Raw genomic sequence first — 25,802 nt, forward strand, 5'->3', positions numbered from 1 at the left:
GGACACTCCGCCATCTGATCGCGAGAAAATGGCTCTGTAGCGCGGTTTTCAAGCGATCGGGCTATTTCCTACCCACAACCGTACCCACAAGGCGGACAGCGGTTGCCTTTGCGCAACACTTCGGCGGCGTCCAGAACGCAGAACGCCGAGTATATCGCCGCGCAGTTCCGCGGCGTCAAGCTCCGCGCGGATACGGCGACGCAACGATTGCCGATCGATGCCAGCCAGAACGGCGCGGGAGGTACCGCATGAACATGATGATCAACCCAGTAGTTCGGCAGTTGCAGGCGCTCGTCGCTGTCGTCGTCGTTCTTGCGGCCCGTCTTGGGGAAGAAGTAGTCCTTGAGGCTGCTCGGGCCCTGTCCGGTCAGCAGGTAGTGCAGCGCCGCCATGCCGCCGCCGAGCGTGAGCGCCAGCGTCAGGAAGTACGACAGGTTGCGCCCTTCATGGCGCACGCTTCGTTGTGCACGCCAGATGCCAGGGGCCAGTTAGGGGCCGAGCAAAAGTGGTGTAAAGTTCGTGGTTCCAGTCATGCCCGAGTGGTGAAACTGGTAGACACAAGGGACTTGAACAATTTGAGCCCTCCAGGGGAAACCCTAGAGGTGAAGCCCGTCAAAGTCGGCGAACGCCCTGCGCGCTTTTTAAGCGTCCGAGCCAACGCCGAGCCAAGCCCAGGCTGAATGGCCGGGAAGGTGTAGAGAGCAGACGGTGGGCACCTACGGCCGAAAGGCTATGGTGAAGGCGTGCTCCAGACTACGAACAGCGCATGCGTTGGCGGCGAAAGCCGAAGTGGCAAGAAAATCCCTCGACCTCACGGTCATGCCGGTTCGATTCCGGCCTCGGGCACCATCCAAAGCCGCCCCTCGTTCACTTGGGGCGGTTTTTTCGTTTTCAGTTTCCAAACTTATGGCGTAGCGCAATCGCAGAAGCAGCATCAACTGAATCCGCGAAAGCTCGAAGGCGTCAACATGGCGGTAACTCCGCTCCAAGTCAGGAGCTGTTACCGCCAGAATTGGGTGATGACAAGTGATGTTCCGGTACGTTCAAGGAACTGCGGGCAAGAAAAAACCGCGTCAGAGCGCGGTTTCAGTGATGTTGCGTGATTTCCAGTTACCTGATGTTGGAGGCGAGGGTCGGAATCGAACCGGCGTACACGGCTTTGCAGGCCGCTGCATGACCACTCTGCCACCCCGCCCAAGCATCAAAGGCGCCGGAAAGCGTAGCAACGCGTTCCGGAAAAAACAAAACCCCGGTTTTGGCGCCGAGGTTTGCAAGCTCTTCCGTGAAAAGTGCGGCCATAGACGGCCGCCTTTTGACTTTCGTATTCACGGACGAATACAGAAATCATGGAGCGGGAAACGAGACTCGAACTCGCGACCCCGACCTTGGCAAGGTCGTGCTCTACCAACTGAGCTATTCCCGCGTGGGCCGGAAATAATGCCGCTTCGAGGGGTGTCTGTCAATAGAAAATTGCAGGCCGGGTCAGCACCGGTCGCGCAGCACCGGCCATGCCGCGCGCAGGTACTCGAACGCCGACCAGATCGTCATCGCCGCGGCGATCACGAGCAGGGTTTCGCCGGCATGGAACAGGCGCAGGCCCTCGAGGTCGTGCTGGTAGAGCAGCACCTCGATCGCGACGATCTGCATCACCGTCTTGACCTTGCCGAGCACGGCGACGTTGACGCGCGTGCGCTCGCCGATCTCGGCCATCCACTCGCGCAGCGCCGAGATCGTGATCTCGCGGCCGACGATGACCGCGCTGGTCACGGCGAGCAGCGGCGTCGGATTTTCCTGCACGAGCAGGAACAGCGTCACCGCGACCATGAGCTTGTCCGCGACCGGATCGAGGAAGGCGCCGAACGCGCTCCACATGTCGTAGCGGCGCGCGATGTAGCCGTCGAGCCAGTCGGTGATCGCGGCGAGCAGGAAGATCAACGCGGCGGTGACGTTGGCGCCGCGGAAATCCGAATAGAACACGACGACCATCACCGGCAACAGCGCGATGCGGAACAGGGTGAGGATGGTCGGCCAGGTCAGGGGCATTGCTTGGATTTTTCGGGAAATTTCAACTCGTCGCAGTGTGACACAGGAAAGCAACACGAGTTCAGCCATGCAGCAGCGCATAGATCTTCTCGGCCAGTTCGCGGCTCATGCCCTTGACCTGGGCGATCTCCTCGATGCCCGCGTCGACCACGCCGGGCAGTCCGCCGAAATGCTTGAGCAGCACCGCGCGCCGCTTCGCGCCGATGCCGGCGATGTCCTCGAGCTTGCTCGTGTCGCGCGCCTTCTGGCGCCGCTTGCGGTGGCCGGTGATCGCGAAGCGGTGCGCCTCGTCGCGCACGCTCTGAACCAGATGCAGCGCCGGCGACTCGGGGCCGGGCCACAGGGTCTTGCCGCTGGCGCCGAGGATCAGCGTCTCGTGCCCCGCCCGGCGCTCGACGCCTTTGGCCACGCCGACGACGAGCACGCCCGCGATCGCGAGGTCGGCGAGCACGTCCAGCGCCTGCTGCACCTGGCCCTTGCCGCCGTCGATCAGCAGGATGTCGGGAAGGTTCGCCGTCTCCGCCGTGCTTTTCTCCCCCTCTCCTCCAGCCGCCGCTTTATCGCTGGGGGAGAGGACTGGGGTGAGGGGGGCTTCTGCATTTTGTTCTGCCGTCGAAAGCGAAGTGCGCCCCCTCACCCCACCCTCTCCCCCGACAAGAGCGCTCGGGGGAGAGGGCTCGACAGCGGCACGTCGAAAGCGCCTTTCCAGCGCCTGACGCATCGCCGCGTAGTCGTCGCCCGGCTCGATGCCGGCGATGTTGTAGCGCCGGTACTGGGCCTTGATCGGTCCCTCGGGGCCGTAGACGACGCAGGACGCGACCGTCGCCTCGCCCATCGTGTGGCTGATGTCGAAGCATTCCAGGCGCTGCGGCGCTTCGTCGAGGCCGAGCAGGTCGCGCAGCGACTCGAAGCGCTCGCGCTGGGTCTCGTTGCTCGCCAGGCGCGCGGCCAGCGCCGCCTCGGCGTTCTTCGCCGCGAGTTCGAGGAAACGCGCGCGTTCGGCGCGCACGCTGTGCTTGATCTCGACCTCGTGCCCGGCCCGCTCGGCGAACGCCTGCGCGAGCAGGCCGGCGTCGGGCAGCGCCCGTTCGACGAGCAGTTCGCGCGGCACCGGCTTGTCGACGTAGTACTGCGCGATGAACGAGGTCAGCACGTCGGCGGCATCGGCGGCGTGCGGCAGTTTCGGAAAGAAATCGCGCGAGCCGAGATTGACGCCGTTGCGGAAGTACATGACCGATACGCAAGCCACGCCGCCGCTGATGCGGCAGGCGATCGCATCGAGATCGGCGCTGGCGCCCTGCACGTAGTTCTTCGCGAGCAGGCGCTTCAACGTCGACACCTGGTCGCGCAACTTCGCCGCCCTCTCGAATTGCAGCGCTGCGCTTGCCGCTTCCATCGCGGCGACCAGTTCGCCGATCACCGCATCGCTCTTGCCGTCGAGGAACATCGCCACGTGGCGCACGCCGTCCCGATATTCCTCCGTGCCGATCAGGCCGACGCAGGGCGCGCTGCAGCGGCCGATCTGGTATTGCAGGCACGGCCGCGAGCGGTTGCGGAAGTGGCTGTCCTCGCACTGGCGCACGAGGAAGATTTTCTGCATGTGATTGAGGCTTTCGCGCACCGCCCAGGCGCTCGGGAACGGGCCGAAATATTTTCCCTTGCCGGTCTTCGCGCCGCGGTGGAAGGCGATGCGCGGGAAGTCCTCGCCTTCCGACAGGTAGACGTACGGATAACTCTTATCGTCGCGCAGCAGGATATTGTAGCGCGGCTTCAGCGACTTGATCAGTTGCGCCTCGAGCAGCAGCGCCTCGCCCTCGGTGCGCGTCAGCGTCGTCTCCATGCGCGCGATCTGCGAGATCATCGACATGATGCGCGGCTCGAGGCGCGGCTTGAGGAAATAGCTGCCGACGCGCTTCTTCAAGTTGCCGGCCTTGCCGACGTAAAGCAGTTCGCCGCGCGCGTCGAACATGCGGTAGACGCCGGGCGAGCCGCTCAAGGTACGGACGAATTCCTTGCCGTCGAACGATGGGGCATTTTCTGTCATCGCACCTTTATGGGCTTTCCGAGCCTCGCAATCAAGCCGTCGACGCCGCGCTCGCCGAACGTCACGACGTTGTCGAAGTCCTGCGTGTGGCCGTAGTAAGGATCGGGCAGATCGTGCGGCTCCTCGAGGCCTGCCCACGGCAGGAACATCGCGATCCTGTCACGATTTTCGCCCGGCGCCATGCTGGTGAGCGCACGCAGATTCATGCGATCCATCACGAGCAATTTGTCGAAACGCGCGAAGTCATCCGCCTCGACCTGCCGCGCGCGGTGCGCGGAAGCGTCGTAGCCGCGCGCCAACGCACTCGCGAGCGAGCGCCGATCCGGCGGCTCGCCGACGTGGTAATCCTCGGTGCCCGCCGAATCCACCTCGATGTCGAGCCCGGCGCGCGCGAAGCGTGAACGCGCCACCGCCTCGACCACGGGCGAACGGCAGATGTTGCCCATGCAGACGAACAGAATTCGTTTCATCGTCATCGACCCAACGGAAGCAGGCGGCAAGTATCGACTCACGCGGGAATTGGCGCCGAACCCCATTTCCGCAACAGCGACTGCGCATGCGCGAGTTCCTCGACCGTGTCGACACCGGGCGGAAGTGGCTCCGGTGCCAGACGCACGGCGATGCGGTCACCGTGCTCCAGCGCGCGCAGTTGCTCGAGGACTCGGCGCGCTCCAGAGACGACGACGCCAGCGCGGCGAACCTGCGCAGAAACCCCGCGCGATAGGTATAAATGCGCAGAAACGGGATTTGTGATGGCAGCGCGTCGCGCGATGCCGCGAACGCATCGCGCGGCCACGGCACCGGAGCCCGGCTGAAATACAAGGCATGCCCGTCATCGGCGACGACGACTTTGACGCAGTTCGGGTTGAGGAACTCCTCGATGTTCGCGACCGGCGTCGCCAGCGTCGCCATTGGCGCGGTACTTTGCGACAACGTCTCGGCGACGGCCCGGATGCCGCCCGCCGGCGCGAGCGGTTCATCGCCCTGCAGGTTGACCACGATCGCGTCGTCCGCCCAGCCGAGGCGCTCCGCACACTCGGCAAGGCGATCGCTGCCCGATGCGTGGTCGGCACGCGTCATCGCCACCGTCGCGCCGGAGCCGTCGAGCGCCGCGGCGATGCGCGCATCGTCGGTGGCGACGACGACCTGCGCCGCGCCGGCCGCCTGCGCGCGGCGCACGACGTGACGGATCATCGGCTCGCCGGCCAGCGCCAGCAGCGGTTTGCCGGGCAGGCGCGTGGACGCATAGCGCGCGGGGATGGCGACGATGAACGGTTGCGTCATGCGATTGGCTTTTCACGCAGTTGCGAAGCGGGAGAGCCTCATCATAGTCGAAGCGCCCCCGGCGTTCCGCTCAAGGTTGCGGCAGGCGTTCGATATGCCGCTTCGCCTTCTCGTCGGCGACCATCCTGCGCACGTCGGCGAGCAACTGCTTCGCGTCGAACACGATGCCGTCCTTGATCGTGTACTCGACGCCGCCGACGCGGTGCACCTTGCCGTCGTCGCCGAGGCGGATGTGGCCGGTACCGTAGAGCACCTTGAGATTGGCCAGCGGATTTTCCCCGAGCACGACGAGATCGGCGAGCTTGCCGGGTTCGACCGTGCCGAGCCGCTGCTCCTCGCCGAGCGCCTGTGCGCCGTTGAGCGTCGCCGCACGGGTCACTTCGAGCGGGTGAAATCCGGCCTCGCGCAGCAGTTCGAGTTCCTGGATCGTGCCGAAGCCGTAGAGCTGGTAGATGAAGCCCGAGTCCGAACCGACCGTGACGCGACCACCGCGGTTCTTGTAGTCGTTGACGAATTCCATCCAGCGCTGATAGTTGCGGCGCCACGCCACCTCGTCTTCGCTGCCCCAGTCGAAGAAGAAGCTGCCGTGATGATCGCGGTTCGGCGTGTAGTAATCCCACAACGACGGCAGCGTGTATTCCTCGTGCCAATCCGCGCGCCGTGCGCGCATGAGGTCGCGCGCGGCGTTGTAGATCGTGAAGGTAGGGTCGATCGTGAAATCGAGCTTGAGCAGTTCGCCGATCACCGCCTCATATTTGTCGCTGCCCTTCTGCGCCGCCTGTGCCCACAGGCGCCCGGCCTGGCCGAAGCGGTCGGCTTCATTGTTGTAGTTGTACGCAGGCGGATAGTCTTGCACGGTACGATCGTCGAACAGCGCTTCGGGCAGGCCGTACCAGTGCTCCATCGAGGTCAGGCCCCAGCGCGCCGTGGTCAGCACGTTGACGCGCGCGACGTCGGTCTGCGAATGGTGGCAGGCGCTGCGCATGCCCTGCTTCTTCAATTCCGCGAAGGCGGCTTCGAGCACGTCGGGCCGATAGCCGAAGCATTTCATGCCGACGATGCCCTTGGCCTTCATCTCGCGCACCCACTCGCGCCCCTGTTCGGGCCGCGTCATCGGCTCGCGCTCCTTGAAGCCGAACGCCGCGTACGGAAAGATGCGCGGTGCGGTGATCGCGTTCGCCGCGCTGCGCCGCGCTTCGCTCACGCACCAGTCGACGCCGTTCAGGCAACCCGGCTCGCGCACCGTGGTGATGCCGTTGCCGAGCCAGAGCTTGTACACGTATTCCGCCGGCGTGCCCTGTTCGGCCCCGCCTATGTGGCCGTGCATGTCGATGATGCCCGGCATCACGTAGTGGCCGGCCAAATCGATCTCGCGGCCACCCGCGGCGAGCTTGGGCCGCTTGTCTGCATCGATCGGCGCGCCCGGATTGCCGACCGACTGCACCTTGACGATGCGGTTGCCCTCGATCACGACGTCGGCCGGGCCGAACGCCGGGCTGCCGCTGCCGTTGATCACGGTCACGCCACGCAGGATCAGCTGCGGATACGGCCCTTCGCCTTCGTGCCGTGGCGGAGCCGGAACCACCTCTGCCGACGGCGACGCGGGCGCAAGCATAACCGCGCCCAACATTCCGAGCATCAAGCCAACCACTGCCAAACCCCGAAAATGCATGATGTCCCCGTAATGTGTACACGATGAGGCTTCGTAAAATAACAGAGATCGTATTCGGCGGATTCGACTAAGATGCGCGTCGTCTTCGCGCCCGCACCCTCATGTCCGCCGAACCTCGAATCCCATTCGCGACCGCCATTCCGGCCGAACGCCCCGTGCGCTCCGGCACGCCGTTGCGGGCCGCGCTGCTCATGGCGACGAGCGCTGTCCTGTTCGGCCTCATGGCGATCGTCATGCGCCTGGGCACCGAGCGCGGCCTGCATACCTTCGAAATGGCGTTCTTCCGCAGCACGTTCGGCCTGCTGTTCGCGCTGCCGCTGCTGCATGGGCGCGGCCTCGCCCTGCTGCGCACGAACCACTTCCGGCTCTACCTGCTGCGCGGCGCGCTCGGCGCGGGATCGATGCTCGCCTCGTTCTGGGCCCTCGCGCATCTGCCGCTGGCGCAGGCCGTGGCGATCTCGTTCTCGACGCCGCTGTTCGTCACCGTCGGCGCCGTGCTGCTACTCGGCGAGATCGTGCGCGCGCGGCGCTGGAGCGCCGTCGTCATCGGCTTCCTCGGCGTGCTCGTCATCATGCGTCCGGGCAGCGTGCATTTTTCCGAAGGCATGCTCGTCGCGCTGTGCGGCGCGATGCTCGCCGCATCGGCCTACATCAGCATCAAGTTCCTCTCGCGCAGCGAACCGGCCGACGCGATCGTGATCTATATGACCGCCATCATGTGCGTGGTTACCCTGCCGCTGGCGATTTCGACGTGGACGTCGCCGGATGCGACCGGCTGGCTCTGGGCCGTGCTCGTCGGCCTGCTCGGCACCGCCGGGCAGATCACGATGACGCGCGCCTACCACATGGGCGAAGTCTCCGCGCTCGCGCCGCTGAACTACCTGCAGTTGCCGGTCGTGTCGATATGCGCCTGGTTCGTCTTCGCCCAGTCGGTCGATGCGGGTACGCTCGCCGGCGCCGCGATCATCATCGCGGCCAACCTGTACATCGCGCATCGCGAAACCCGGCTCGCGCGGCGCGGAGCGACCGATGCGGAACTCGCATCCGGCGAATCGAGCCAGCCCATCTGAGAACGCAGACGCATGGACACCCCATCGCCACCCCCGGCCTCCGCCAGCGATCGCACGCCCCGCGGCTCGCGTCTTGCCGAGGCCGGCAGTCTGGCTGCCCTCGCCTTGAGCGTGCTTGCGCTGGCGACGAGCGCGTACCAGGCGCGTCTCATGCAGGCGCAGACCGAACTGATGCAGACGCAGGCGCGCGCGAGCGTGTGGCCCTACGTCACGATCGGCAAGAACGAGTACTCGGCTCCGGGGCGCGAAGCGTTTTCCTGGCGCGTCGACAACAACGGCGTCGGCCCGGCGAAGATCGAATCGGTGCGCGTGCTCGTCGACGGCCAGCCCTATCGCAACTGGACGGAAGTATTCGCGAAGATCGCGCCCGACCAGGAATTCCATGGCCAGACCTCGTCGCTCAACGGCATCGTGCTGCCGCCGAGCACGAATCGCGAAACGACGGTGGAGATGGTCAAGCCGAACACGCCCGAGCGGGCCAGGGCGTTCCAGACGGCGACACCACGCACGACGATCGAGATCTGCTACTGCTCGGTCTACGACGAGTGCTGGCTTGCGCGTTCGCTGCAGACCGAGAACAAGCCCGTGCCGCGCTGCGATACCAAGGACTCCGTGCAGTTCGAGCAGTAGCCGCTCAGGCGGCGCGCCGGACGAATTTCGTCGCGATGTAATTGTCGACGATGCCGACGAATTCCTGCGCGATGTTCTCGCCGCGCAAAGTCATCGCCTTCGCCCCGTCGATGAACACCGGCGCCGCCGGGGCCTCGCCCGTGCCGGGCAGCGAGATGCCGATGTTGGCGTGCTTGGATTCGCCGGGCCCGTTGACGACGCAGCCCATCACCGCGAGCGTGAGGTTCTCGACGCCGTCGTATTTGATCCGCCATTCGGGCATCTTCGCGCGCACGTGCTCCTGCACGGTCTTGGCCAGTTCCTGGAAGAACACGCTCGTGGTGCGCCCGCAGCCCGGGCAGGCGGTGACCAGCGGCGTGAACGCGCGCAGGCCCATCGTCTGCAGCAATTCCTGCGCGACGATCACCTCGCGCGTGCGCGACTCGTTCGGCTCCGGCGTCAGCGAAATGCGGATCGTGTCGCCGATGCCTTCCTGCAGCAGCACGGCGAGCGCGGCCGACGATGCGACGATGCCCTTCGAGCCCATGCCGGCCTCGGTCAGGCCGAGGTGCAGCGCATGGTCGCTGCGCACGGCGAGGTCGCGATAGACCGCGACCAGTTCCTGCACGCCGGACACCTTGCACGAGAGGATGATGCGGTCGCGCGCCATGCCGAGTTCCTCCGCGCGCGCGGCCGAATCGAGCGCCGAGCGGATCAGCGCCTCGCGCGCGACGTGCGCGGCGTCCCACGGCTCGGCGCGCGCATGGTTTTCGTCCATGAGCGCGGCGACCATGGCCTGGTCGAGCGAGCCCCAGTTCGCGCCGATGCGCACCGGCTTCGCGTGCTTCAGCGCAAATTCTATAATTGTGGAAAATTGCACATCGCGCTTCCTGCCGAAGCCGACGTTGCCCGGGTTGATGCGGTATTTGGCCAGCGCCTCGGCGCAGGCCGGCTCGCCGGCGAGCAGCTGGTGGCCGTTGTAGTGGAAGTCGCCGATCAGCGGCACGCCGACGCCCTGCATGTCGAGGCGCTCGCGGATCCTCGGCACCGCGGCGGCGGCTTCAGGCGTGTTCACGGTGACACGCACGAGCTCGGAGCCCGCGCGCGCGAGTTCGGCGATCTGCTTCGCGGTCGAAGCGACATCGGCCGTGTCGGTATTGGTCATCGACTGCACGACGACCGGCGCCGCGCCGCCGACCTGCACGCCGCCGACGCGGACGGCGACGCAGGCACGCCGCGGCTGCGCGGCCGCGTGCGCGTGGGCGGGCTGGGAGGATTCGCTCATGGACTATCGCACGGTGTGATGCCGACGCACGGTCGGCTGGTGCGCGCATTTTAACCCGCATTTCCCGCACCGGTTCGCCTCGGCGGCCGCGGCAGAAGCGGCGTGAGAAATGCAGGCGACGGATGCGCCCGCTCCGCGTGCGCGTCACGCAGGATTCGTTGCGGCCATCGCCGGCTGCACGATGCGATCCAGTGCCTCGTCGGGCAACACGATCTTCTGGTACAGGCCGGCATCGCGAACGGAGAATGTCGCGATGCGCACGGGCCGCGACGCGTCTTCCCGGGCGCCAGCGTCGAAACGGAGTACCTCGATCACCACGGCGTCCGGCGTGAACGGCCGCGACACCCAGATGCCCGCGTCGCGCGAGCGCTTCGGCCCTGCGTCCTGCGAATCGACAAGGATGCCGCGCACCGGCGCACGCGCAATGCCGTTGGCATCGAAGGCATACACGGCCACGGCGACCGGAACACAAGGCAGCAGCTCGACGCCAGCCTCTATGCCGAGTTTCGGATCCGCGCGCAGCCAGCGCAGGATGCCGTAACTCCACTGTCGCGGGCGCTTCGGGCCGAGCGCAGTGAGTGCGATCAGTTCGCCGACGCGCGCGCGCGCGTCCTCGCCGACTTCCCAAAGCAGGCGATATCCGCGCCGACTGCGGTCGACGACCTTGGCCAGCGCGTACTTCGCAGCGGATCCCGGGCCGCGCATCGCCCCGCCGGCGACGGACCCGGACGCTTCACCGATCGGCGGCAGCACGAAATCGAGATCCCGCTCTCCCGTCAGCAGGGTATGCAGCCCGGGAAGGCCGACCTCGGTCTCGAACATGCCGACGCCCGGGTTGCGCAGGAATTCGCGTTCGATGCGTTCGGACCAGACACGCTTGAGCACCTCGATGGTATCGACGGACAACGTCGCCCGCACATTGTCGCGCCGCGCACGCACGTTCACCTCGGACGCCTCGCCGCGCGCGGCGAGCAGGATTTCGAACTGCACGAGCAGAGGGCCGATGTCCAGCAACCAGCGGTCGCCCGCGTCGACGGGTCCGGAGCGCGGCAACGTCGGCGGCGACGAGTCACCCGCGGCATACACGGCGATCGCCCCCGGCGGGGCGTAGCCCGGCCGGATGTCGCACCACGACGCGAGCACCGGCAGGCTCGCGTGCAATTGGCGATTCTGCTGCTGGGTGAACTGGTTGGGTCTGGCGAACGCATGCAGCAAGGCTTGCGCGTAAACCGAGCGCACGCTCGCCCGCATGCCGTCCGCCATGGCCAGCTTGGCCTGGTCGGCGCAGCCGCATTCGATCGCGAAATGGAACAGGTCGTGCAGGCCGCGCCACACGCCTTCGGCGGGCTTGCGATGCGTCCGCGACGCAAGCCACAACCGCATGCCCTGATGCCAGCAGGCGTACGTCAACGCCTTGGCGACCACGCTCCGCCGCAAGAACGACACCTCGCCCGACGGCGCGCACAACTCGCAGACGACGGCGATATAGCCGAGCGCAAGGTCGCGCTCGATCTCGCTGGCCAGACGCGCATCCTCGAGGCGTTCGGCCGACATCGGGAAGAATTCGCGCGCTTCGTTGCGGGCGTCATCGACGAGTCCGGCGGCCACGCCCTCGAACATGGCAAGCATGGACAGGCGTTGCCGCGCGGCGATCGGCGTGACGTTGAATTCGCGCAGCATGTCGTGCAACCGCAGCAGGGCAAAGCCGCGGTTGACCAACGGCAGGTTGTCCAGCCACCCGCGCAATGCTTTCGGCTCGGAAACGAACGCCGCATCCCCGGCGTCGGTCCGCGTCGGCAGCATCGATTTCAGGCGGGCAAAAGCGGCACTCATGACAGCACGTACATCTCAATTCCGGTTGGTTTCGGCAAGGGCCGCGAGCACGAGCCTGCGCGTCAGCCTTTCGGCCAATGTCGCGGGGCGATGCAGATTCAGTCGCGCCATGAGCGCTTCCCCGTCGGTTACGCGAGGCACAGATATAAAGGACTTAAGCAAGAAAAATGCCATCTTCCGTCTGCTCGCGGAAAGCGCCTTGAGCCGGACCAGCGCCGGCAACAGGCGCAACTCGGTTTCGTCGAAATCGCTGCCGAACGGAAAAGCCGGAAAGTGGGCTGCCAGTTCGCCGCGCTTCAATGCCGCGGCGAGGTTTTCCCTCGTATTCGCTCGCCACGCACGCGGGATCTCGAAGTCGCCGCGCAGCTTGCCGGCGGCCTTGGCCTGTGCGGCGAGGCCGTCCTGGAAGCGCGCATCGGCGATGGCGAGCATGGCGAGAATGCAATCCTCGTCGGACTTGCCGCGCAGGTCGGCGCTGCCGTATTCGGTCACATAAACGTCGCGCAGGTGACGCGGAATGGTGGTATGGCCGTAATTCCATAGCAGGTTCGACTCGGCCTTGCCAGCGTGTTCGCGCGTCGCGCGCAGCAGCAGCACCGAGCGCCCGCCGCCCAGCGCGTGCGCCATCGCAACGAAGTTGTACTGGCCGCCGACGCCGCTGACGACCTGGCCGTCGGCGAGCGCGTCCGAGGTCGCCGCGCCGAGCAGCGTCGTCATCATACAGGTGTTGAAGAAGCGCGCGTCGCGGCGCTGCAGCGCATCGAGCGACTCGCGCCCGCCGTAGAGCTGATTGATGTCGGAGACGCGCGTCATCGACAGGCCGTCGAAGGCCGCGCCCTCGAGTCCGCGCAGCCATGCGTAGAACGCCTTCGAGCCGAGATAGAACGCGCCGCGCAGGTAGCGGCCCTCGCGCAGCGTGCGGCCGGCGAGGACGCGGTTCCATTGCGCGCGCGCCTCGGCGCTGCCCAGGTCGAGCGGCAGGCTCGATCCGTCGGCCAATTGCAACGCGGTGAATCCCATCTGCGTGCCCTCGGGCAGCAGGCCGAAGCGGATCAGGCGCGCGAACTCGCTCTTGTCGATGTACGGGCCGAGCGCGCCGCAGGCGTACAGGGCGTCCGCCGCGTGCGCGTGCAGCGTATCCCCGATGCCGCCGTCCTCGAGCGCCCGCTCGATGGCGTAGTCGTCGTAGACGCGGCGCTTGAGGATGCCGGCGTCGGCAAGGTGCATGAAACCGTCCATGACCATTTCGCTGGCGCCGTACAGTCCGGCGGCGAAACCGCCGAGGCCACCGATGCGCGCCGCCAAAGTCCCGTCGCCAAGCTGCGCGCCGACCGCATCGAGCGCCGCGCGGTAGGTCGCATTGTCGCGCTGGCGCAGCAGCAGCGCGTGCACGATCGCGTCGGACAAGGCACCGATGCCGATCTGCAGCGTGCCGCCGTCGCGCACGAGCGCGGAGGCGTGCAGGCCGATCGCGTATTCGACCGGATCGATGGCCGCGCGCGGCAGGGCGAACAGCGTGTGCCGGTTCGCCTGTTCGAACAACAGCGCGTCGAAGAAATCCGCCGCGACCTCGGCCTCGTTGCCGACGAACGGCAGGTCGGGATGCACGACGCCGACGACATAGGGCCGCGCCGCGCCAGTGTCGCGCATGCGGTCGATCAGGTCGGCGGTGACGTCGGGATTGCAGGCGAGACTGTAGCGGATGCGGCCCGCCTCCTCGCGTGCGGCGACGAGTTGCACGATCACGTTGATGCCGCAATCGACCAGGTCGCGCGCGACGTGGGTGTAGTTCAGGCTCGCATAGTCGCGTTGCGCCGATTCCACGCCGAGCAGCGCGCCGGATTGCAGGTAGAACTCGTGGATGCGGATGTTCGCCGGCAACCTGCCGGCCTTCTGCGCGCCGACGTAGAGCAGGTCCGGGTAGTCCGCGCCGAAATGGCGCGCGAGGAACGGTTCGACGAAGCGCCGTTCAAGATCGGATTTCGCCTGCGGTCGCGCGAGCGAAAGGGCGGTGAAGAGGTCCAGGCGCAGGGAGACGTCGGCCTCGACGCGGCGATACAACGCATTGAGCAGCACGTTCGGCTTGCCCAGGCCGAGCGGCGCTGCCACGCACAGCGCGGAACCCGCGCGCGCAACGATGCGCTCGACGCAGGCGTCGACCGAAGAGAGCATTTGCGCAGTTCCGCTCACGTCCATCTCCCTCACCGAACTGCGAAAATGATCGCAGATTGCGCACTCCGCGGCCACGCGGCCTGCTTGCGCGCATGCCGCACCGAAGCCGGAACGCGGGGCGCCGCGACGGCACTACGCAGGTTCGAATCCGAGAGCCGCGGAGTTGATGCAGTAGCGCAGGCCGGTCGGCTTCGGCCCGTCGGGGAAGACATGGCCGAGGTGCGAGTCGCAGCGCGCGCATCTCACCTCGACGCGGCGCATGCCGTGGCTCGCGTCCTCGCGCTCGCTGACCGCGGCCGCATCGACCGGCTGCCAATAGCTCGGCCAACCACTGCCGGATTCGTATTTCGCCTGTGAGGAAAACAGTTCGGCGCCGCAGGCCGCGCAGAGATACGTGCCCGCGTCGTGATGGTCGTAGTATTTGCCCGTGAACGGCCGCTCGGTCGCCGAGCAGCGGCACACGGCGTACTGCTCGGAGTTCAATTCCGCACGCCACTGCGCATCGGTCTTTTCGATCTTGCCGCCCATCGCGTTCTCCTGGTCGTACCGGATGAAGATATGCGGCCGAATCCCGGAGCCGCAAGCCGTTCGGCATGAACGGCAGACCAGCGGAACCCGTGTGGCCGATTGCCCCTCTGTCGCGTTTCGGGCAAGCTTGCCGGCCTCACGATTGCCTGCGACTTCCCGTGCCGCCATTTTCGTTGTCAGACCGCCGGCTCCCGCGTCTTTCACGATGCCTGCTGCCGCTGCTGCTGGCCACCGCGCTGATCGAATCCGTCTTCGCGCAGACTGCGGTGATCGCGCCTGCGACGACGCAATACGCCTGCCCGGCCGGCGTGCTGCGTTGCGCGGCGCCGAAGAACGAATACGGCAAGTGCAAGCGCAACGACCTGCTCGACTTCTTCGTCTCGGGCCTGCCGCCCGCGGGCGACCGCTCGAAGGCGCAGACGCTGGCCGACGCGGACAAGGTGACCCGGATCGACCAGACGCACGAGCGGCTCGAGGGCGATGTGCGCGTGCAGCGCCTCGACGCCCTGCTGCGCACCGACTTCTTCACCTTCGACAGCGAGACCACCGACTACACCGCCACCGGTCATGTGCGCTACCAGGACGCCGGCATGCTCTTGGCCGCCGACAAGGCGCGCGGCACGACCACGCCGAGCGTGACCTGGCTCGACGCCGCGCGCTACCAGATGCTCGACCAGCGCGGCAACGGCGTCGCCGCGATCGTCAACCAGACCGATCCCGACCATTCGAAGATGACGCAGGCCACGTTTTCCACCTGCGATCCGGGCGAACGCCAGTGGGAAATGCGCGCCGACACCCTCGATATCGACAAGGTCAGGAACGAGGGCTACGGCCATGGCGTGACGCTGGCCTACGAGGGCGTTCCGTTCTTCTGGTTTCCCTATCTTTCGTTCCCGATCGACGAGGACCGCCATTCCGGTTTCCTGATGCCGGTGCTCGGCTACAGCAGCCGGCGCGGACTCAAGCTCGGCATTCCGTATTACCTCGACCTCGCGCCGAACTACGACCTCACCCTCAAGCCGATCGAGTACAGCAAGCGCGGGCCGATGCTGGACGCCGAGTTCCGCTACCTGTCGGAACATGACCGCCTGCTGCTCGACGTCGGCTACCTGCCGCACGACGACGACACCGGCGACTCCAACCGCGGCTACCTGCGCCTGCAGAACTGGACCACATTCACCTCGAACTGGAGCGCGACGACCGACGTCCACCGCGTCTCCGACGACCGCTACCTGCGCGACTTCGGCGACAGCTTCCAGAGCACCGCGATCAGCCTGCTGCCTTCGAACGCCTACGTCAACGGCAACGGCTCGTGGTGGAACATGGCCATCGGCGGCGACGACTGGCAGGTCAGCGATCCGACCCTCGAAGCCTACTGTGCCAGCGGCGGAGCGCTGCAGGGCTGCGCCAATCCGGTCGTGTTCAAACCCTACACGCGCCTGCCGCGCGTGACCTTCAACGTCGTCTCCCAGCGCTTCGGCGGATTCGAGTTCGGCATGGAGTCGGAATACGTCCATTTCGAGCGCGGCTACTCGATCACCGGCCAGCGACTGGACCTGTACCCGCACATTTCGTATCCGCTCGAAACGCTGGGCTGGTTCCTGCGGCCGACGCTGGGCTATCGCTACACCCAGTACGATCTTGCGGACTTCCGCTACAACACCAACGCGGCGGTCACCAGCACCTCGCCGAGCCGCAGCCTGCCGATCGCCAGCGTCGATTCGGGGCTGAACTTCGAGCGCGATGCCAAGCTGTTCGGCAACTCGTTCACGCAGACGCTGGAGCCGCGCCTGTTCTATCTCTACGTGCCGTACCGCAACCAGGACAAACTGCCGAACTTCGACACCTCGCTGCCATACCTCGATTTCCCGAGCCTGTTCCGCACCAACGCCTACACCGGCGGCGACCGCCAGGCGGACGCGAACCAGGCCACCCTCGCCCTGACCTCGCGCCTGATCGACGCCGACAGCGGCGACCAGTTGCTCAGCGCCAGCATCGGCCAGATCCATCAATTCAGAACGCCGCGCGTGACCCTGCCGTACTACCCCGCGATCGACATCGCCGGCAAGGACCTGTTCACCGAACTGCAACTGAACCTCAACAAACGCTGGAGCCTGACCTGGGACTTGCAGTGGAACACGCATCCGCACGAGTTCGATTCCGTGACGAACACGACCGTCGCGACCGGCAAGCACACCGACTTCAACTCGATCTCGCTGCAGCACCGCTTCGGTACCGATGGCGTCATCAACCTCGCCTACCGCTACCGCCGCGGTTTCACGCCGTATGCCGATTCCGTCCTGACCTACGACTTCCTCGAAACCTACGACGCCAGCGCACTGATCCCACTCAACCCGCGCTGGAGTCTCGTCGGCCGCTACTACTATTCGGCGCGCGACAAGCGCCTGCTCGAAGCGTTCGCCGGCGTGCAGTACGACAGTTGCTGCGTGGCCGCGCGCGTCGTCGCCCGGCGCTGGCTCACCAACCTGAGCAACTTCGGCGTCAACGGCATCATCATCCCGACCGACGTCAAGCCGGAAACCACCCTGTTCGTCGAAGTCGAGTTCAAGGGCATCGGCGCCAGCGGCGAGCGCACGCAGAATTTCCTGCGTAATGCTATCCTTGGCTATCGATGATTTGTCCCGCTGCGCACGACCGCACGGGCACACGCGCGGAATCCGTTCAGGGTTCCCGCGCTATCTTCCCGTCCTTCGTGCGGACGCCGCGGCGCCCGCCGCCGGACTCCGATCGACTCCCGAGTTGCCGATGAACAAGTTTTTCGCCGCCTTCCTCGCCCTCTTCCTCGCCATCGCCGCACCCGTGGCGCGCGCGCAGATCCAGCCGGTCGAACCGCTCGACCGCATCGTCGCGATCGCCGAGGACGACGTGATCCTGCAGAGCGAACTCGACCGCTTCGTCGCGCAAATCCAGGCGCAGTACCGCAGCAACCCGCAGCAACTGCCGCCGCTGGACATACTGCGCGGCCAGGCGCTCGATCGCCTCATCATGAACCGCCTGCAGATCCAGCGCGCGTCCTCGACCGGCATCCGCGTCACCGACAACGAGGTCGACCAGGCGATCCAGCGCCTCGCGCAGAGCAACAACATCGACGTCACCCAGTTGCGCGGCGCGCTCGCGCGCGACGGCATCGACTACGACGATTTCCGCAAGCAGACGCGCGAGACGCTGCTCGTCCAGCGCCTGCAGCAGCGCATCGCGCAGGGCGTGGGTCAGGTCAGCGACGCCGAGATCGACACGCTGCTCGCGAGCGGCAACGTCAGGACCGGCGAGATCCACCTCGCTCACATCCTCATCGCCACGCCCGAAAACGCGAGCGCGGACCAGATCAAGGCCGCGAAGGACAAGGCCGACGACGTGAAGAAGCAGATCGACGGCGGCCTCGACTTCGCCGCCGCCGCGATCCGCTACTCGAACGCGCAGGACGCGCTCGACGGCGGCGACCTGCAATGGCGCCCGTTCAACGCGCTGCCCGAGGCGTTCGTGCAGATCGCCGACACGCTCTCGCCGGGCCAGGTGTCGCAGGTCGTGCGCGGCCCGAACGGCTTCCACATCATCAAGGTCATCGACAAGCGCGGCGGCAACGGCGGCAAACAGGTCGTCACCGAATACCACGCGCGCCATATCCTGGTCCCCGTCACCGAACTCGCGTCGAGCGCCGAGGCGCAGAAGACCGTCGCGGACCTGCGCCACCGCATCGTCGACGGCCACGAAGACTTCGCCAAGCTCGCCAAGGAATATTCGAAGGATCCGTCGACCGCCAACCTCGGCGGCGACATGGGCTGGTTCCCGATCGAGCGTTTCGGCACCGCCGTCGCCACCACCGTCGGCTCGCTCAAGACCGACGAAATCTCGCAGCCGTTCCAGTCCGACGCCGGTTGGCACATCCTGCAATTGCTCGGCAAGCGCGACGCCGACCGTACCGTCCAGATGCAGCGCGACCAGGCGCGCGACCTCATCCGCCAGCGCAAGGCCGAGGACGAAATCGAGAGCACGCTGCGCCAGTTCCGTTCGGACTCGTACATCTGCGCGGTCGATCCGACCTACGTCAACAAGGATCGCCCCGCCTGCTCGGGCGCGGCGGTCAAACAGGCCGAAGCCAAATAACGCCCCGCCTTGCGGTCGTTCCCGCTCGTGCGGGAACGACGCCGGCTTTACCCGACCGCCACTGGACCCATGCTGCCGCGCATCGCCATCACCGCCGGTGAGCCGGCCGGCATAGGACCCGAACTCGTCGCGGCGCTGGCCGCGACCGACCTCGAGGCCGACCTCGTCGCGATCGCCGATGCGAGCCTGCTGGAATCGGCCGCCGCCGCACGCGGCCTCACCCTGAGTCTCGAAGATTATCCGGCTGCACCGATCGCCCGGCGCAGACCCGGCACGCTGCGCTGCCTGCACGTACCGCTGCATGTCGCCGCCACGCCCGGCAGGCTCGATCCGCGCAACGGCGACTACGTGGCAGCCACGCTCGCACGCGCCGCCGACGGCTGTGCCTCGGGCGAGTTCGCAGCGCTCGTCACCGCGCCCGTGCAGAAAAGCGTGATCGCCGACGCCGGCATCGCCTTCACCGGCCACACCGAATTCTTCGCCGCGCGCGCGCATTGCGACGTCGTCATGATGCTGGCGGCGCCCGGCTTGCGCGTGGCGCTGGCGACCACGCACCTGCCGCTCGCCGCCGTGCCGGCTGCGATCACGCGCAACCTACTGGTTCGCGTCGGGCGCATTCTCGATCGCGACCTGCACGCGAAATTCCGCCTCGCGCAGCCGCGCCTCTGCGCGCTCGGCCTCAATCCGCACGCGGGCGAATCGGGCCATCTCGGCCGCGAGGAAATCGACACCATCGTCCCCGCCCTGCAAACGCTGCGCGGCGAAGGCATCGAGATCGACGGCCCGCTGCCGGCCGACACGGCGTTTCTGCCCGCGCTGCGCGCGAAATACGACGCGTATCTCGCGATGTACCACGACCAGGGCCTGCCCGTGCTCAAGGCGCTCGGCTTCGGCGATTCGGTCAACGTCACCCTGGGCCTGCCGTGGATCCGCACCTCGGTCGACCACGGCACTGCGCTCGATCTCGCCGGCACGGGGCGCGCCGACGCATCGAGCCTCGTCGCCGCAACCCGGCTCGCGCTCGAACTCGCGCGCGCGACGCCGCGGCGCGAATGAATCGCCGCCCGGGCTACGCGCCGGCCACGGGATAAGTACCGTCGCCAAACGGCGCGGCGCGGTATTCCGGCAGCGCTTCGGCGGCTGCGGAGAACGCGTCGAGACGCGGACAATCCAGCGCGGCGATGGCGTCCGGAACCACGCCGCGGCTGAAGCGCCAGGCGACGGCCGTGACGACTCCGGCCCGGTCCGTCGGCGACGGCGGCCGCGCGAGTTCCGCCTCGAGCGCGACGCAGGCGGCATGCAGTTGTGCGCTCACGCGCTCCATCCACGGCGCATGCCGCGCCGCGGGCGGCCGCAGCTCGCACTCATAGTAGATCTGCACGCTTTTCTCGGCGACGGCGAGCGCGAGGCCGGTGATGCGCAGCACGCGACGCAATGCGGCCGGTTCCCGGGGCGCCAGCGACCTGCCCGCCAGCGCCTGCGCGTAGTCGATGATGAGCCCGGAATCGACGAGCACGGTACCGTCGTCGCAGACCAGCGTCGGCGCCTTGACCACGGGATTGATCGTGCGGAATTCCTCGAAGCCGCGGAACACCGACAGCGAGCGATGCGTGAACGGCACGCCGAGCAGTTGCAGCGATACCGCCGCGCGGCGCACGTAGGGCGAATCGAGCATGCCGATCAGTTGCATGGTCCCTCCTTGGCGACGAGCGGTGCGGCGGCCGCGGACGCAGGCGCTAAGCCCGGCACCTTCTCGAAGATCAACGCGACCGCGGACAGCACGAGCGCACAGCCCGCGAGCGCCGCCCAGGTGATCGGCTCGTGCAGGAACAGCGCCGCCCAGATCAGCGCGAACAGCGGCACCAGGAAGGTCACCGTCACCGTGCGTTCGACGCCGGCCGCGCGCAGGATGCGGAAATACAGCGCGTAGGCGATGCCGGTGCAGAGGATGCCGAGCGCGACGAGCGCCGCCGTCACGCCCGCCGGCGGCAACGCGACCGGCGCGGTCGCCAGCGCCACCGGCACGAGCGGCACCGAGCCGCCGATCAGGTTGCCGGCGGTGACGACGAGCGGATCGGCGCCGCCGTAGCGTTTTTTCGCCATGATCGCGCCGACCGCGTAGAGCAGCGAGGCGAACAGCGCCGCGGCGAAGCCGAGCGCGGTCTGCCAGTCCAGCGCGAGCTGGCCGAACTTCGCCAGCGTGGCGACGCCGGCCACGCCTACGACCACGCCGGCCAGCTTCGAGGCCGACGGCCGCGCGCCGGTGTTGATCCAGCCGATCAGCACGGCGAACAACGGCACGGTCGCGTTGAGCACGGCGAGATAGCCGGTCGGCAGCGATCGCGCGGCGATCGCGAAGCAGGTCAGCGGCAGACCCATCACGATGATGCCGACGAGCAGATAGTCGCGCCAGCGCGCACGCCAGCACAGCGGCTTGCGCAGCAGCGCGAGCACGCCGAGCAAGGTCAGTGCGGCGAAGATCATGCGCCCGGCGCCGGTGAGCCCGGCGCCGATCACCGGCACGGTGACGCGCTGGAACATGAACGAGGCGCCCCAGATCATGCCGAGCGCGACGAGTTGGGCGAAAACGGAGACATTCATCGGAAGTTCCTTGGAATGGCGCGCGTGGATTCGCGCGACCGCAAACCGGACGCGCATCGTACCGCCGCGCGGGCGCGCGAGGAACGGCGCCTGTGCGCTTCGCCCGCGAGCGTCGCACGATGGATGCTAGACTGCGCCCCTTGCGTTTCGTAGAGCCGCTCGCGCATGAATTCCCGGCACCGCCTGCCGCCGCGCGCTCCGCCGCCGTCGACGTACCGCCCCGAGTTCCGCACCGCCTGAGCGCCATGCACGATTTCGCCCCACACGTCGCCAAGAAGCGCTTCGGACAGCACTTCCTCTGCGACAAAAATATACTAAGCCGCATTGTGGAATATGTCGCACCGCGGCCGGGCGATCGCATCGTCGAGATCGGCCCCGGCGAAGGTGCGCTGACCCTGCCGCTGCTGCGCGCCGCCGGCGGCCTGATCGTGATCGAACTCGACCGCGACCTGATAGCGCCGCTGCGCGCACGCGCGGCCGGCATCGGCGAACTGGCGATCGTGCACCGCGACGTGCTCGAAGTGGAGATCGGCGCGCTCGCCGCAGGCGACACGATCCGCCTCGTCGGCAACCTGCCCTACAACATCTCCACGCCGATCCTGTTCCATTGTCTCGACCACGCCGCGGCGATCGCCGACATGCACTTCATGCTGCAGAAGGAGGTCGTCGAACGCATGGCCGCCGGCCCCGGCAGCAAGACCTACGGCCGCCTTTCGGTGATGCTGCAACTGCGCTGCACGATCGAGCCGCTGTTCGACGTGCCGCCGGGCGCGTTCTCGCCGCCGCCGAAGGTCGACTCGGCGGTCGTGCGCCTCGTGCCGCTGCCGCAGGACAAGCTGCCGCAAACGGATTTCCCCGCGATCGACCGCGTCGTCCGCGCCGCGTTCGGCCAGCGCCGCAAGACCTTGAACAACGCACTGCGCGGCGTGGCCGATGCGGACGACCTCGCCGCCGCCGGCATCGATCCGCGCGAGCGCGCCGAGCAGATCGCACCGGCGGCTTTCGTCGCGCTGGCCCGGCACCTGCAAGCGAAAGGTTGATTCGTTCACCGCGGCTGCGCACAATCGCCGCATGAACGACGACAGCCCCTATGCGATCAGCGTGGCCGTGCAGACGCGATTCCTGCACGACCAGTCGATGCCCGACTCCGATCGTTATGCGTTCGCTTACACGATCCGCATCGCCAACACCGGCCGCGTCGCGGCGCGCCTGATCTCGCGCCACTGGATCATCACCGACGCGAACGGCAAGGTGCAGGAAGTGCGCGGCGAGGGCGTGGTCGGCGAGCAGCCGTGGCTGCGGCCCGGCGACGATTTCCAGTATACCTCGGGCGCCGTGCTCGAAACCGCGGTCGGCACGATGCGCGGCAGCTACCAGATGCTGGCCGATGACGGCCGCCGCTTCGACGCGACGATTCCACAGTTCACGCTGTCGATTCCCAGGACCGTACATTGAGGGCGCGGCGCTGATGGCCACGTATGCGATCGGCGACGTGCAGGGCTGCTACGACGAACTCGCGCAACTGATCGAGAAGATCCGTTTCGACTCCTCGCGCGACACGCTCTGGTTCTGCGGCGACCTCGTCAACCGCGGCGGCCAGTCGCTGGCCGTGCTGCGCCAGGTGCAGTCGTTCGGCAGAAGCGCCGTCGTCGTGCTCGGCAACCACGACCTCTCGCTGCTCGCGATCGCCGAGCGGGAAGAGGCGGCACAGGCCAAGGTCAACCCCGAACTGCGTGAAGTGCTGTTCGCGCCCGACCGCGATTCGATCCTCGGCTGGCTGCGCACGCGCCCGCTGCTGCACGTCGACCGTGCGCTGAACTTCGCTCTCGTCCATGCCGGCCTCGCGCCGGGCTGGACGCTGGATCGCGCCGAGCGCGCCGCACGCGAGGTCGAGGCCCGGCTCGCCGGCGACGGGGCCAGGCGCCTGCTGCAGGCGATGTTCGGCAACCGCCCGGATATGTGGTCGCCCAAGCTGCGCGGCGTCGACCGCCTGCGCGCAACGATCAACGTGATGACGCGCATGCGTTTCTGCGACGTGCGCGGCCGCATCGCCTACGGCGAGAAGGGCGCGCCCGGCACCCAGAAACCCGGCCTTTATCCGTGGTTCGAGGTGCCCGGCCGCGTGCACCACGACGTGCGCATCGTCTGCGGCCACTGGTCGACGCTGGGCCGCTTCATGGGCATGGGCGTCTGGGCGATCGACGGCGGCTGCGTATGGGGTGGCGAACTGATCGCGCTGCGGCTCGACGCGGAGGAGCCGCAGTTCGTCGCGATCCAGTCGAAACGCCCCAAACCGGTCGGCAAAGAAGCCGACTGAAACCACCGCTATCCGCGCACCCTTTCGTAATCGACGAAACGGAAGCCGAATTCATGGCGCGCATCGGCAGGATGCGCCTCGCGGAAGGTTTCGTGCCATTGCGCGGGATCGAAGCGCGGGAAATGCGCGTCGGCGTCGCGCGCCGCCGTGTCTATCCAGGTCAAATGCAGCCGCGTCGCGCGCGGCAGCGCAAGCGCATAGACTTCGCCGCCGCCGATCACCATCAGCTCGGCGCCGGCCGCCGCCTCGATCGCCGCATCCAACGAAGCGACCGCACGCTGGTCCGCGAACGGCGCGATGCCGCTGCGCGTCAGCACCAGATTCGGCCTGCCCGGCAGCGCGCGCCCGATCGCGAGCGCGGTCTTGCGTCCCATCAGCACGGGCTTGCCGAGCGTCAGCGCCTTGAAGCGCTTGAGATCGTCGGGCAGATGCCAGGGCATCGCGCCGTCGCGGCCGATGGCGTGGTTGCGGTCGAGCGCGGCGATCAGGGAAATGGATGCGGCCATCAGACGGCAATCGGCGCCTTGATCGCCGCGTGCGACCGGTAGCCTTCGATTGCGATGTCCTCGTAACGGAAATCGTCGATCGAGCGGATCGCGGGATTGAGCCTGAGCGTCGGCAACGGCAACGGCTCGCGCGTCAATTGCTCCCGCGCCTGGTCGAGATGATTTTTATACAAATGCGCATCGCCGAGCGTGTGGACGAAATCGCCGGGCTGCAATCCGCACACCTGCGCGATCATGTGGGTGAGCAGCGCATAGCTGGCGATGTTGAACGGCACGCCGAGGAAGATGTCGCCCGAGCGCTGGTAGAGCTGGCACGACAAGCGGCCTTTGGCCACGTGGAACTGGAACATCGTATGGCAGGGCTGCAAGGCCATCTTCGGCAGGTCCGCGACGTTCCACGCGCTGACGACGAGGCGTCGCGAATCGGGGTTCGTCTTGATCTGCTCGATGACGCCAGCGATTTGGTCGATCGCGCGCCCGTTGGGCGCGCTCCAGGCGCGCCATTGCTTGCCGTACACCGGCCCGAGATCGCCGTTCGCATCGGCCCATTCGTCCCAGATGCCGACGCCGTGTTCCTTGAGATAACCGATGTTGGTATCGCCGCGGAGGAACCAGAGCAGCTCGCGCACGATCGACCGGGTATGCAGCTTCTTCGTCGTCACGAGCGGAAAACCGTCGGCGAGATCGAAGCGCATCTGCCAGCCGAATACCGACAGCGTGCCCGTGCCGGTGCGGTCGGATTTCTCGTCGCCGTGGTCGAGCACATGGCGCAGCAGGTCGAGATACTGGCGCATCAGGCGGCTTCCTTTTTCGGCTCCGCGGGCGGGTTTGCCGCCGCGGCATCGGGCCGCAAGGTCGGCGCGCGGCGCGACAGCCATAGCAGCACAAGTCCGATGACGATCAACGGCAGCGACTGGATCTGCCCCATCGTCAGCCAGCCGAACGCGAGATAGCCGAGCTGCGCGTCGGGAATGCGCACGAACTCGACCGCGAAGCGGAACACGCCGTACATCAGCGCGAACAGCCCCGACACGGCATAGCGCGGCCGCGGCTTCATCGAGAACACGTACAGCGCGGCGAACATCACCACGCCTTCGAGCGCGAATTCGTAGAGCTGCGAGGGATGGCGCGCCTCGCCGTTGAGCTGCCCGGCGAGATACATCCGATGCAGTTCTTCGCGCGTCTTGTTCAGGTTTTCGAGCGAGTTGGGGAAGATCACGCCCCACGGTTCCGTCGTCAGCTTGCCCCAGAGCTCGCCGTTGATGAAGTTGCCGAGCCGGCCGAGGCCGAGCCCGATCGGCACGAGCGGCGCGACGAAATCGATCGTGTCGAAAAAATGGATGCGATTGCGCCGCGACCAGATCCAGCCCGCGAGCAGCACGCCGAGCAGACCGCCGTGGAACGACATGCCGCCGTCCCAGACGCGGAAGATCGCGAGTGGATCGTGCACGATCCAGTCGAGCGACACATAGGACAGCATGTACCAGATGCGCCCGCCGAGGATCACGCCGAGCATCACGTAGAAGGCGAGGTCGGAAAACGCTTCGTAGCTCACCGGCAGCCTGCCCTGCCTGCGCCGGTGATCGCCGAGGAACCACGCGCCGGCGAAGCCGAGCAGGTACATGATGCCGTACCAATGCACGGCGACGGGGCCGAGCGAGAACGCGATCGGATCTATATCGTGGAAATATGGCGACATGCAATTCATGCCGG

22 protein-coding genes, 2 tRNA genes and 1 pseudogene are annotated in these 25,802 nt (G+C 67.0%); 8 read left to right on the forward strand and 17 right to left on the reverse strand.

Features of this window, described 5'->3' with window-relative positions:
- Positions 1-68: 68 nt before the first annotated feature.
- The 8 genes and pseudogenes from QM741_RS01110 to QM741_RS01145 form a co-directional block, all read right to left on the reverse strand.
- Positions 69-455 carry a hypothetical protein gene (locus QM741_RS01110; RefSeq protein ID WP_415205918.1) on the reverse strand — a complete coding sequence of 129 codons (387 nt, stop codon included), beginning with the start codon at positions 453-455 and terminating at the stop codon, positions 69-71.
- Positions 456-1,121: 666 nt separating this feature from the next.
- Positions 1,122-1,195: transfer RNA gene (locus QM741_RS01115), tRNA-Cys, on the reverse strand.
- A gap of 152 nt (positions 1,196-1,347) precedes the next feature.
- Positions 1,348-1,423 (reverse strand) — tRNA-Gly (locus QM741_RS01120).
- 59 nt (positions 1,424-1,482) lie between these two features.
- Positions 1,483-2,043, reverse strand: a complete 561-nt coding sequence (gene pgsA, locus QM741_RS01125; protein WP_415205919.1) for a CDP-diacylglycerol--glycerol-3-phosphate 3-phosphatidyltransferase — start codon at positions 2,041-2,043, stop codon at positions 1,483-1,485.
- 61 nt (positions 2,044-2,104) lie between these two features.
- Positions 2,105-4,087, reverse strand: a complete 1,983-nt coding sequence (gene uvrC, locus QM741_RS01130) for an excinuclease ABC subunit UvrC (protein ID WP_415205920.1) — start codon at positions 4,085-4,087, stop codon at positions 2,105-2,107.
- A complete protein-coding gene (locus QM741_RS01135; protein WP_415205921.1) occupies positions 4,084-4,623 on the reverse strand; it encodes a low molecular weight protein-tyrosine-phosphatase in 540 nt (179 codons plus the stop codon). Before QM741_RS01135 ends, uvrC begins: the two co-directional genes overlap by 4 nt.
- Positions 4,596-5,371, reverse strand: a pseudogene (gene kdsB, locus QM741_RS01140) (3-deoxy-manno-octulosonate cytidylyltransferase). The gene QM741_RS01135 and the pseudogene kdsB overlap by 28 nt, the downstream one beginning before the upstream one ends.
- Before the next feature lie 70 nt (positions 5,372-5,441).
- Positions 5,442-6,986 carry an amidohydrolase family protein gene (locus QM741_RS01145; protein ID WP_415205922.1) on the reverse strand — a complete coding sequence of 515 codons (1,545 nt, stop codon included), beginning with the start codon at positions 6,984-6,986 and terminating at the stop codon, positions 5,442-5,444.
- A gap of 158 nt (positions 6,987-7,144) precedes the next feature.
- On the opposite strand from QM741_RS01145, the gene QM741_RS01150 reads away from it, so the two are divergent.
- Positions 7,145-8,113 carry a DMT family transporter gene (locus tag QM741_RS01150; RefSeq protein WP_415205923.1) on the forward strand — a complete coding sequence of 323 codons (969 nt, stop codon included), beginning with the start codon at positions 7,145-7,147 and terminating at the stop codon, positions 8,111-8,113.
- A 12-nt stretch (positions 8,114-8,125) separates the two neighbouring features.
- Complete coding sequence (locus tag QM741_RS01155; protein ID WP_415205924.1) at positions 8,126-8,743, forward strand: hypothetical protein; 618 nt, start codon at positions 8,126-8,128, stop codon at positions 8,741-8,743.
- A 4-nt stretch (positions 8,744-8,747) separates the two neighbouring features.
- Here QM741_RS01155 and ispG read toward each other — a convergent pair whose 3' ends face one another.
- The 4 genes from ispG to msrB all read right to left on the reverse strand — a co-directional run bounded on the left by ispG (position 8,748) and on the right by msrB (position 14,540).
- Positions 8,748-10,007, reverse strand: coding sequence for a flavodoxin-dependent (E)-4-hydroxy-3-methylbut-2-enyl-diphosphate synthase (gene ispG / locus QM741_RS01160; RefSeq protein ID WP_415205925.1), 1,260 nt, complete (start codon positions 10,005-10,007; stop codon positions 8,748-8,750).
- A 144-nt stretch (positions 10,008-10,151) separates the two neighbouring features.
- Complete coding sequence (locus tag QM741_RS01165; RefSeq protein WP_415205926.1) at positions 10,152-11,840, reverse strand: hypothetical protein; 1,689 nt, start codon at positions 11,838-11,840, stop codon at positions 10,152-10,154.
- 15 nt (positions 11,841-11,855) lie between these two features.
- Entirely contained in the window at positions 11,856-14,030 is a 2,175-nt protein-coding gene (locus tag QM741_RS01170; RefSeq protein ID WP_415205927.1) for an acetyl-CoA hydrolase/transferase C-terminal domain-containing protein, read from the reverse strand.
- Positions 14,031-14,144: 114 nt separating this feature from the next.
- A complete protein-coding gene (gene msrB / locus QM741_RS01175; RefSeq protein WP_415205928.1) occupies positions 14,145-14,540 on the reverse strand; it encodes a peptide-methionine (R)-S-oxide reductase MsrB in 396 nt (131 codons plus the stop codon).
- A gap of 158 nt (positions 14,541-14,698) precedes the next feature.
- Here msrB and QM741_RS01180 point away from each other — a divergent pair, with 158 nt between their 5' ends.
- The 3 genes from QM741_RS01180 to pdxA all read left to right on the forward strand — a co-directional run bounded on the left by QM741_RS01180 (position 14,699) and on the right by pdxA (position 19,721).
- Positions 14,699-17,176: an LPS-assembly protein LptD gene (locus tag QM741_RS01180; RefSeq protein ID WP_415205929.1), complete on the forward strand. Its 2,478-nt coding sequence runs from the start codon at positions 14,699-14,701 to the stop codon at positions 17,174-17,176.
- A 130-nt stretch (positions 17,177-17,306) separates the two neighbouring features.
- Positions 17,307-18,665 (forward strand): peptidylprolyl isomerase, encoded by a 1,359-nt coding sequence (locus tag QM741_RS01185; RefSeq protein ID WP_415205930.1) that lies wholly within the window; start codon positions 17,307-17,309, stop codon positions 18,663-18,665.
- Positions 18,666-18,734: 69 nt separating this feature from the next.
- Positions 18,735-19,721 carry a 4-hydroxythreonine-4-phosphate dehydrogenase PdxA gene (gene pdxA / locus QM741_RS01190; protein ID WP_415205931.1) on the forward strand — a complete coding sequence of 329 codons (987 nt, stop codon included), beginning with the start codon at positions 18,735-18,737 and terminating at the stop codon, positions 19,719-19,721.
- Between the two features lie 13 nt (positions 19,722-19,734).
- Here the strand turns inward: pdxA and QM741_RS01195 are convergent, their stop codons facing one another.
- Together QM741_RS01195 and QM741_RS01200 are read right to left on the reverse strand one after the other, a co-directional pair.
- Complete coding sequence (locus tag QM741_RS01195; protein WP_415205932.1) at positions 19,735-20,355, reverse strand: glutathione S-transferase; 621 nt, start codon at positions 20,353-20,355, stop codon at positions 19,735-19,737.
- Positions 20,346-21,266 (reverse strand): DMT family transporter, encoded by a 921-nt coding sequence (locus QM741_RS01200; protein ID WP_415205933.1) that lies wholly within the window; start codon positions 21,264-21,266, stop codon positions 20,346-20,348. The genes QM741_RS01195 and QM741_RS01200 overlap by 10 nt, the downstream gene beginning before the upstream one ends.
- 245 nt (positions 21,267-21,511) lie before the next feature.
- On the opposite strand from QM741_RS01200, the gene rsmA reads away from it, so the two are divergent.
- Genes rsmA through QM741_RS01215 form a run of 3 tightly spaced genes read left to right on the forward strand, consistent with a single transcriptional unit; the run spans position 21,512 to position 23,583 of the window.
- Positions 21,512-22,306: a 16S rRNA (adenine(1518)-N(6)/adenine(1519)-N(6))-dimethyltransferase RsmA gene (rsmA, locus tag QM741_RS01205; RefSeq protein WP_415205934.1), complete on the forward strand. Its 795-nt coding sequence runs from the start codon at positions 21,512-21,514 to the stop codon at positions 22,304-22,306.
- Between the two features lie 31 nt (positions 22,307-22,337).
- Positions 22,338-22,721, forward strand: coding sequence for a Co2+/Mg2+ efflux protein ApaG (gene apaG, locus QM741_RS01210; protein WP_415205935.1), 384 nt, complete (start codon positions 22,338-22,340; stop codon positions 22,719-22,721).
- A gap of 13 nt (positions 22,722-22,734) precedes the next feature.
- Complete coding sequence (locus QM741_RS01215; protein WP_415205936.1) at positions 22,735-23,583, forward strand: symmetrical bis(5'-nucleosyl)-tetraphosphatase; 849 nt, start codon at positions 22,735-22,737, stop codon at positions 23,581-23,583.
- 8 nt (positions 23,584-23,591) lie between these two features.
- Here the strand turns inward: QM741_RS01215 and QM741_RS01220 are convergent, their stop codons facing one another.
- Genes QM741_RS01220 through lgt form a run of 3 tightly spaced genes read right to left on the reverse strand, consistent with a single transcriptional unit; the run spans position 23,592 to position 25,788 of the window.
- A complete protein-coding gene (locus QM741_RS01220) occupies positions 23,592-24,089 on the reverse strand; it encodes a dihydrofolate reductase (RefSeq protein ID WP_415205937.1) in 498 nt (165 codons plus the stop codon).
- Complete coding sequence (locus QM741_RS01225; protein WP_415205938.1) at positions 24,089-24,883, reverse strand: thymidylate synthase; 795 nt, start codon at positions 24,881-24,883, stop codon at positions 24,089-24,091. The genes QM741_RS01220 and QM741_RS01225 overlap by 1 nt, the downstream gene beginning before the upstream one ends.
- The gene (lgt, locus tag QM741_RS01230) at positions 24,883-25,788 is read right to left on the reverse strand and encodes a prolipoprotein diacylglyceryl transferase (protein ID WP_415205939.1); all 906 of its coding nucleotides are present in this window, start codon (positions 25,786-25,788) and stop codon (positions 24,883-24,885) included. The genes QM741_RS01225 and lgt overlap by 1 nt, the downstream gene beginning before the upstream one ends.
- Positions 25,789-25,802: the final 14 nt, after the last annotated feature.

It is taken from the genome of Rudaea sp. (assembly GCF_047601565.1).
Classification (GTDB): domain Bacteria; phylum Pseudomonadota; class Gammaproteobacteria; order Xanthomonadales; family Rhodanobacteraceae; genus Rudaea.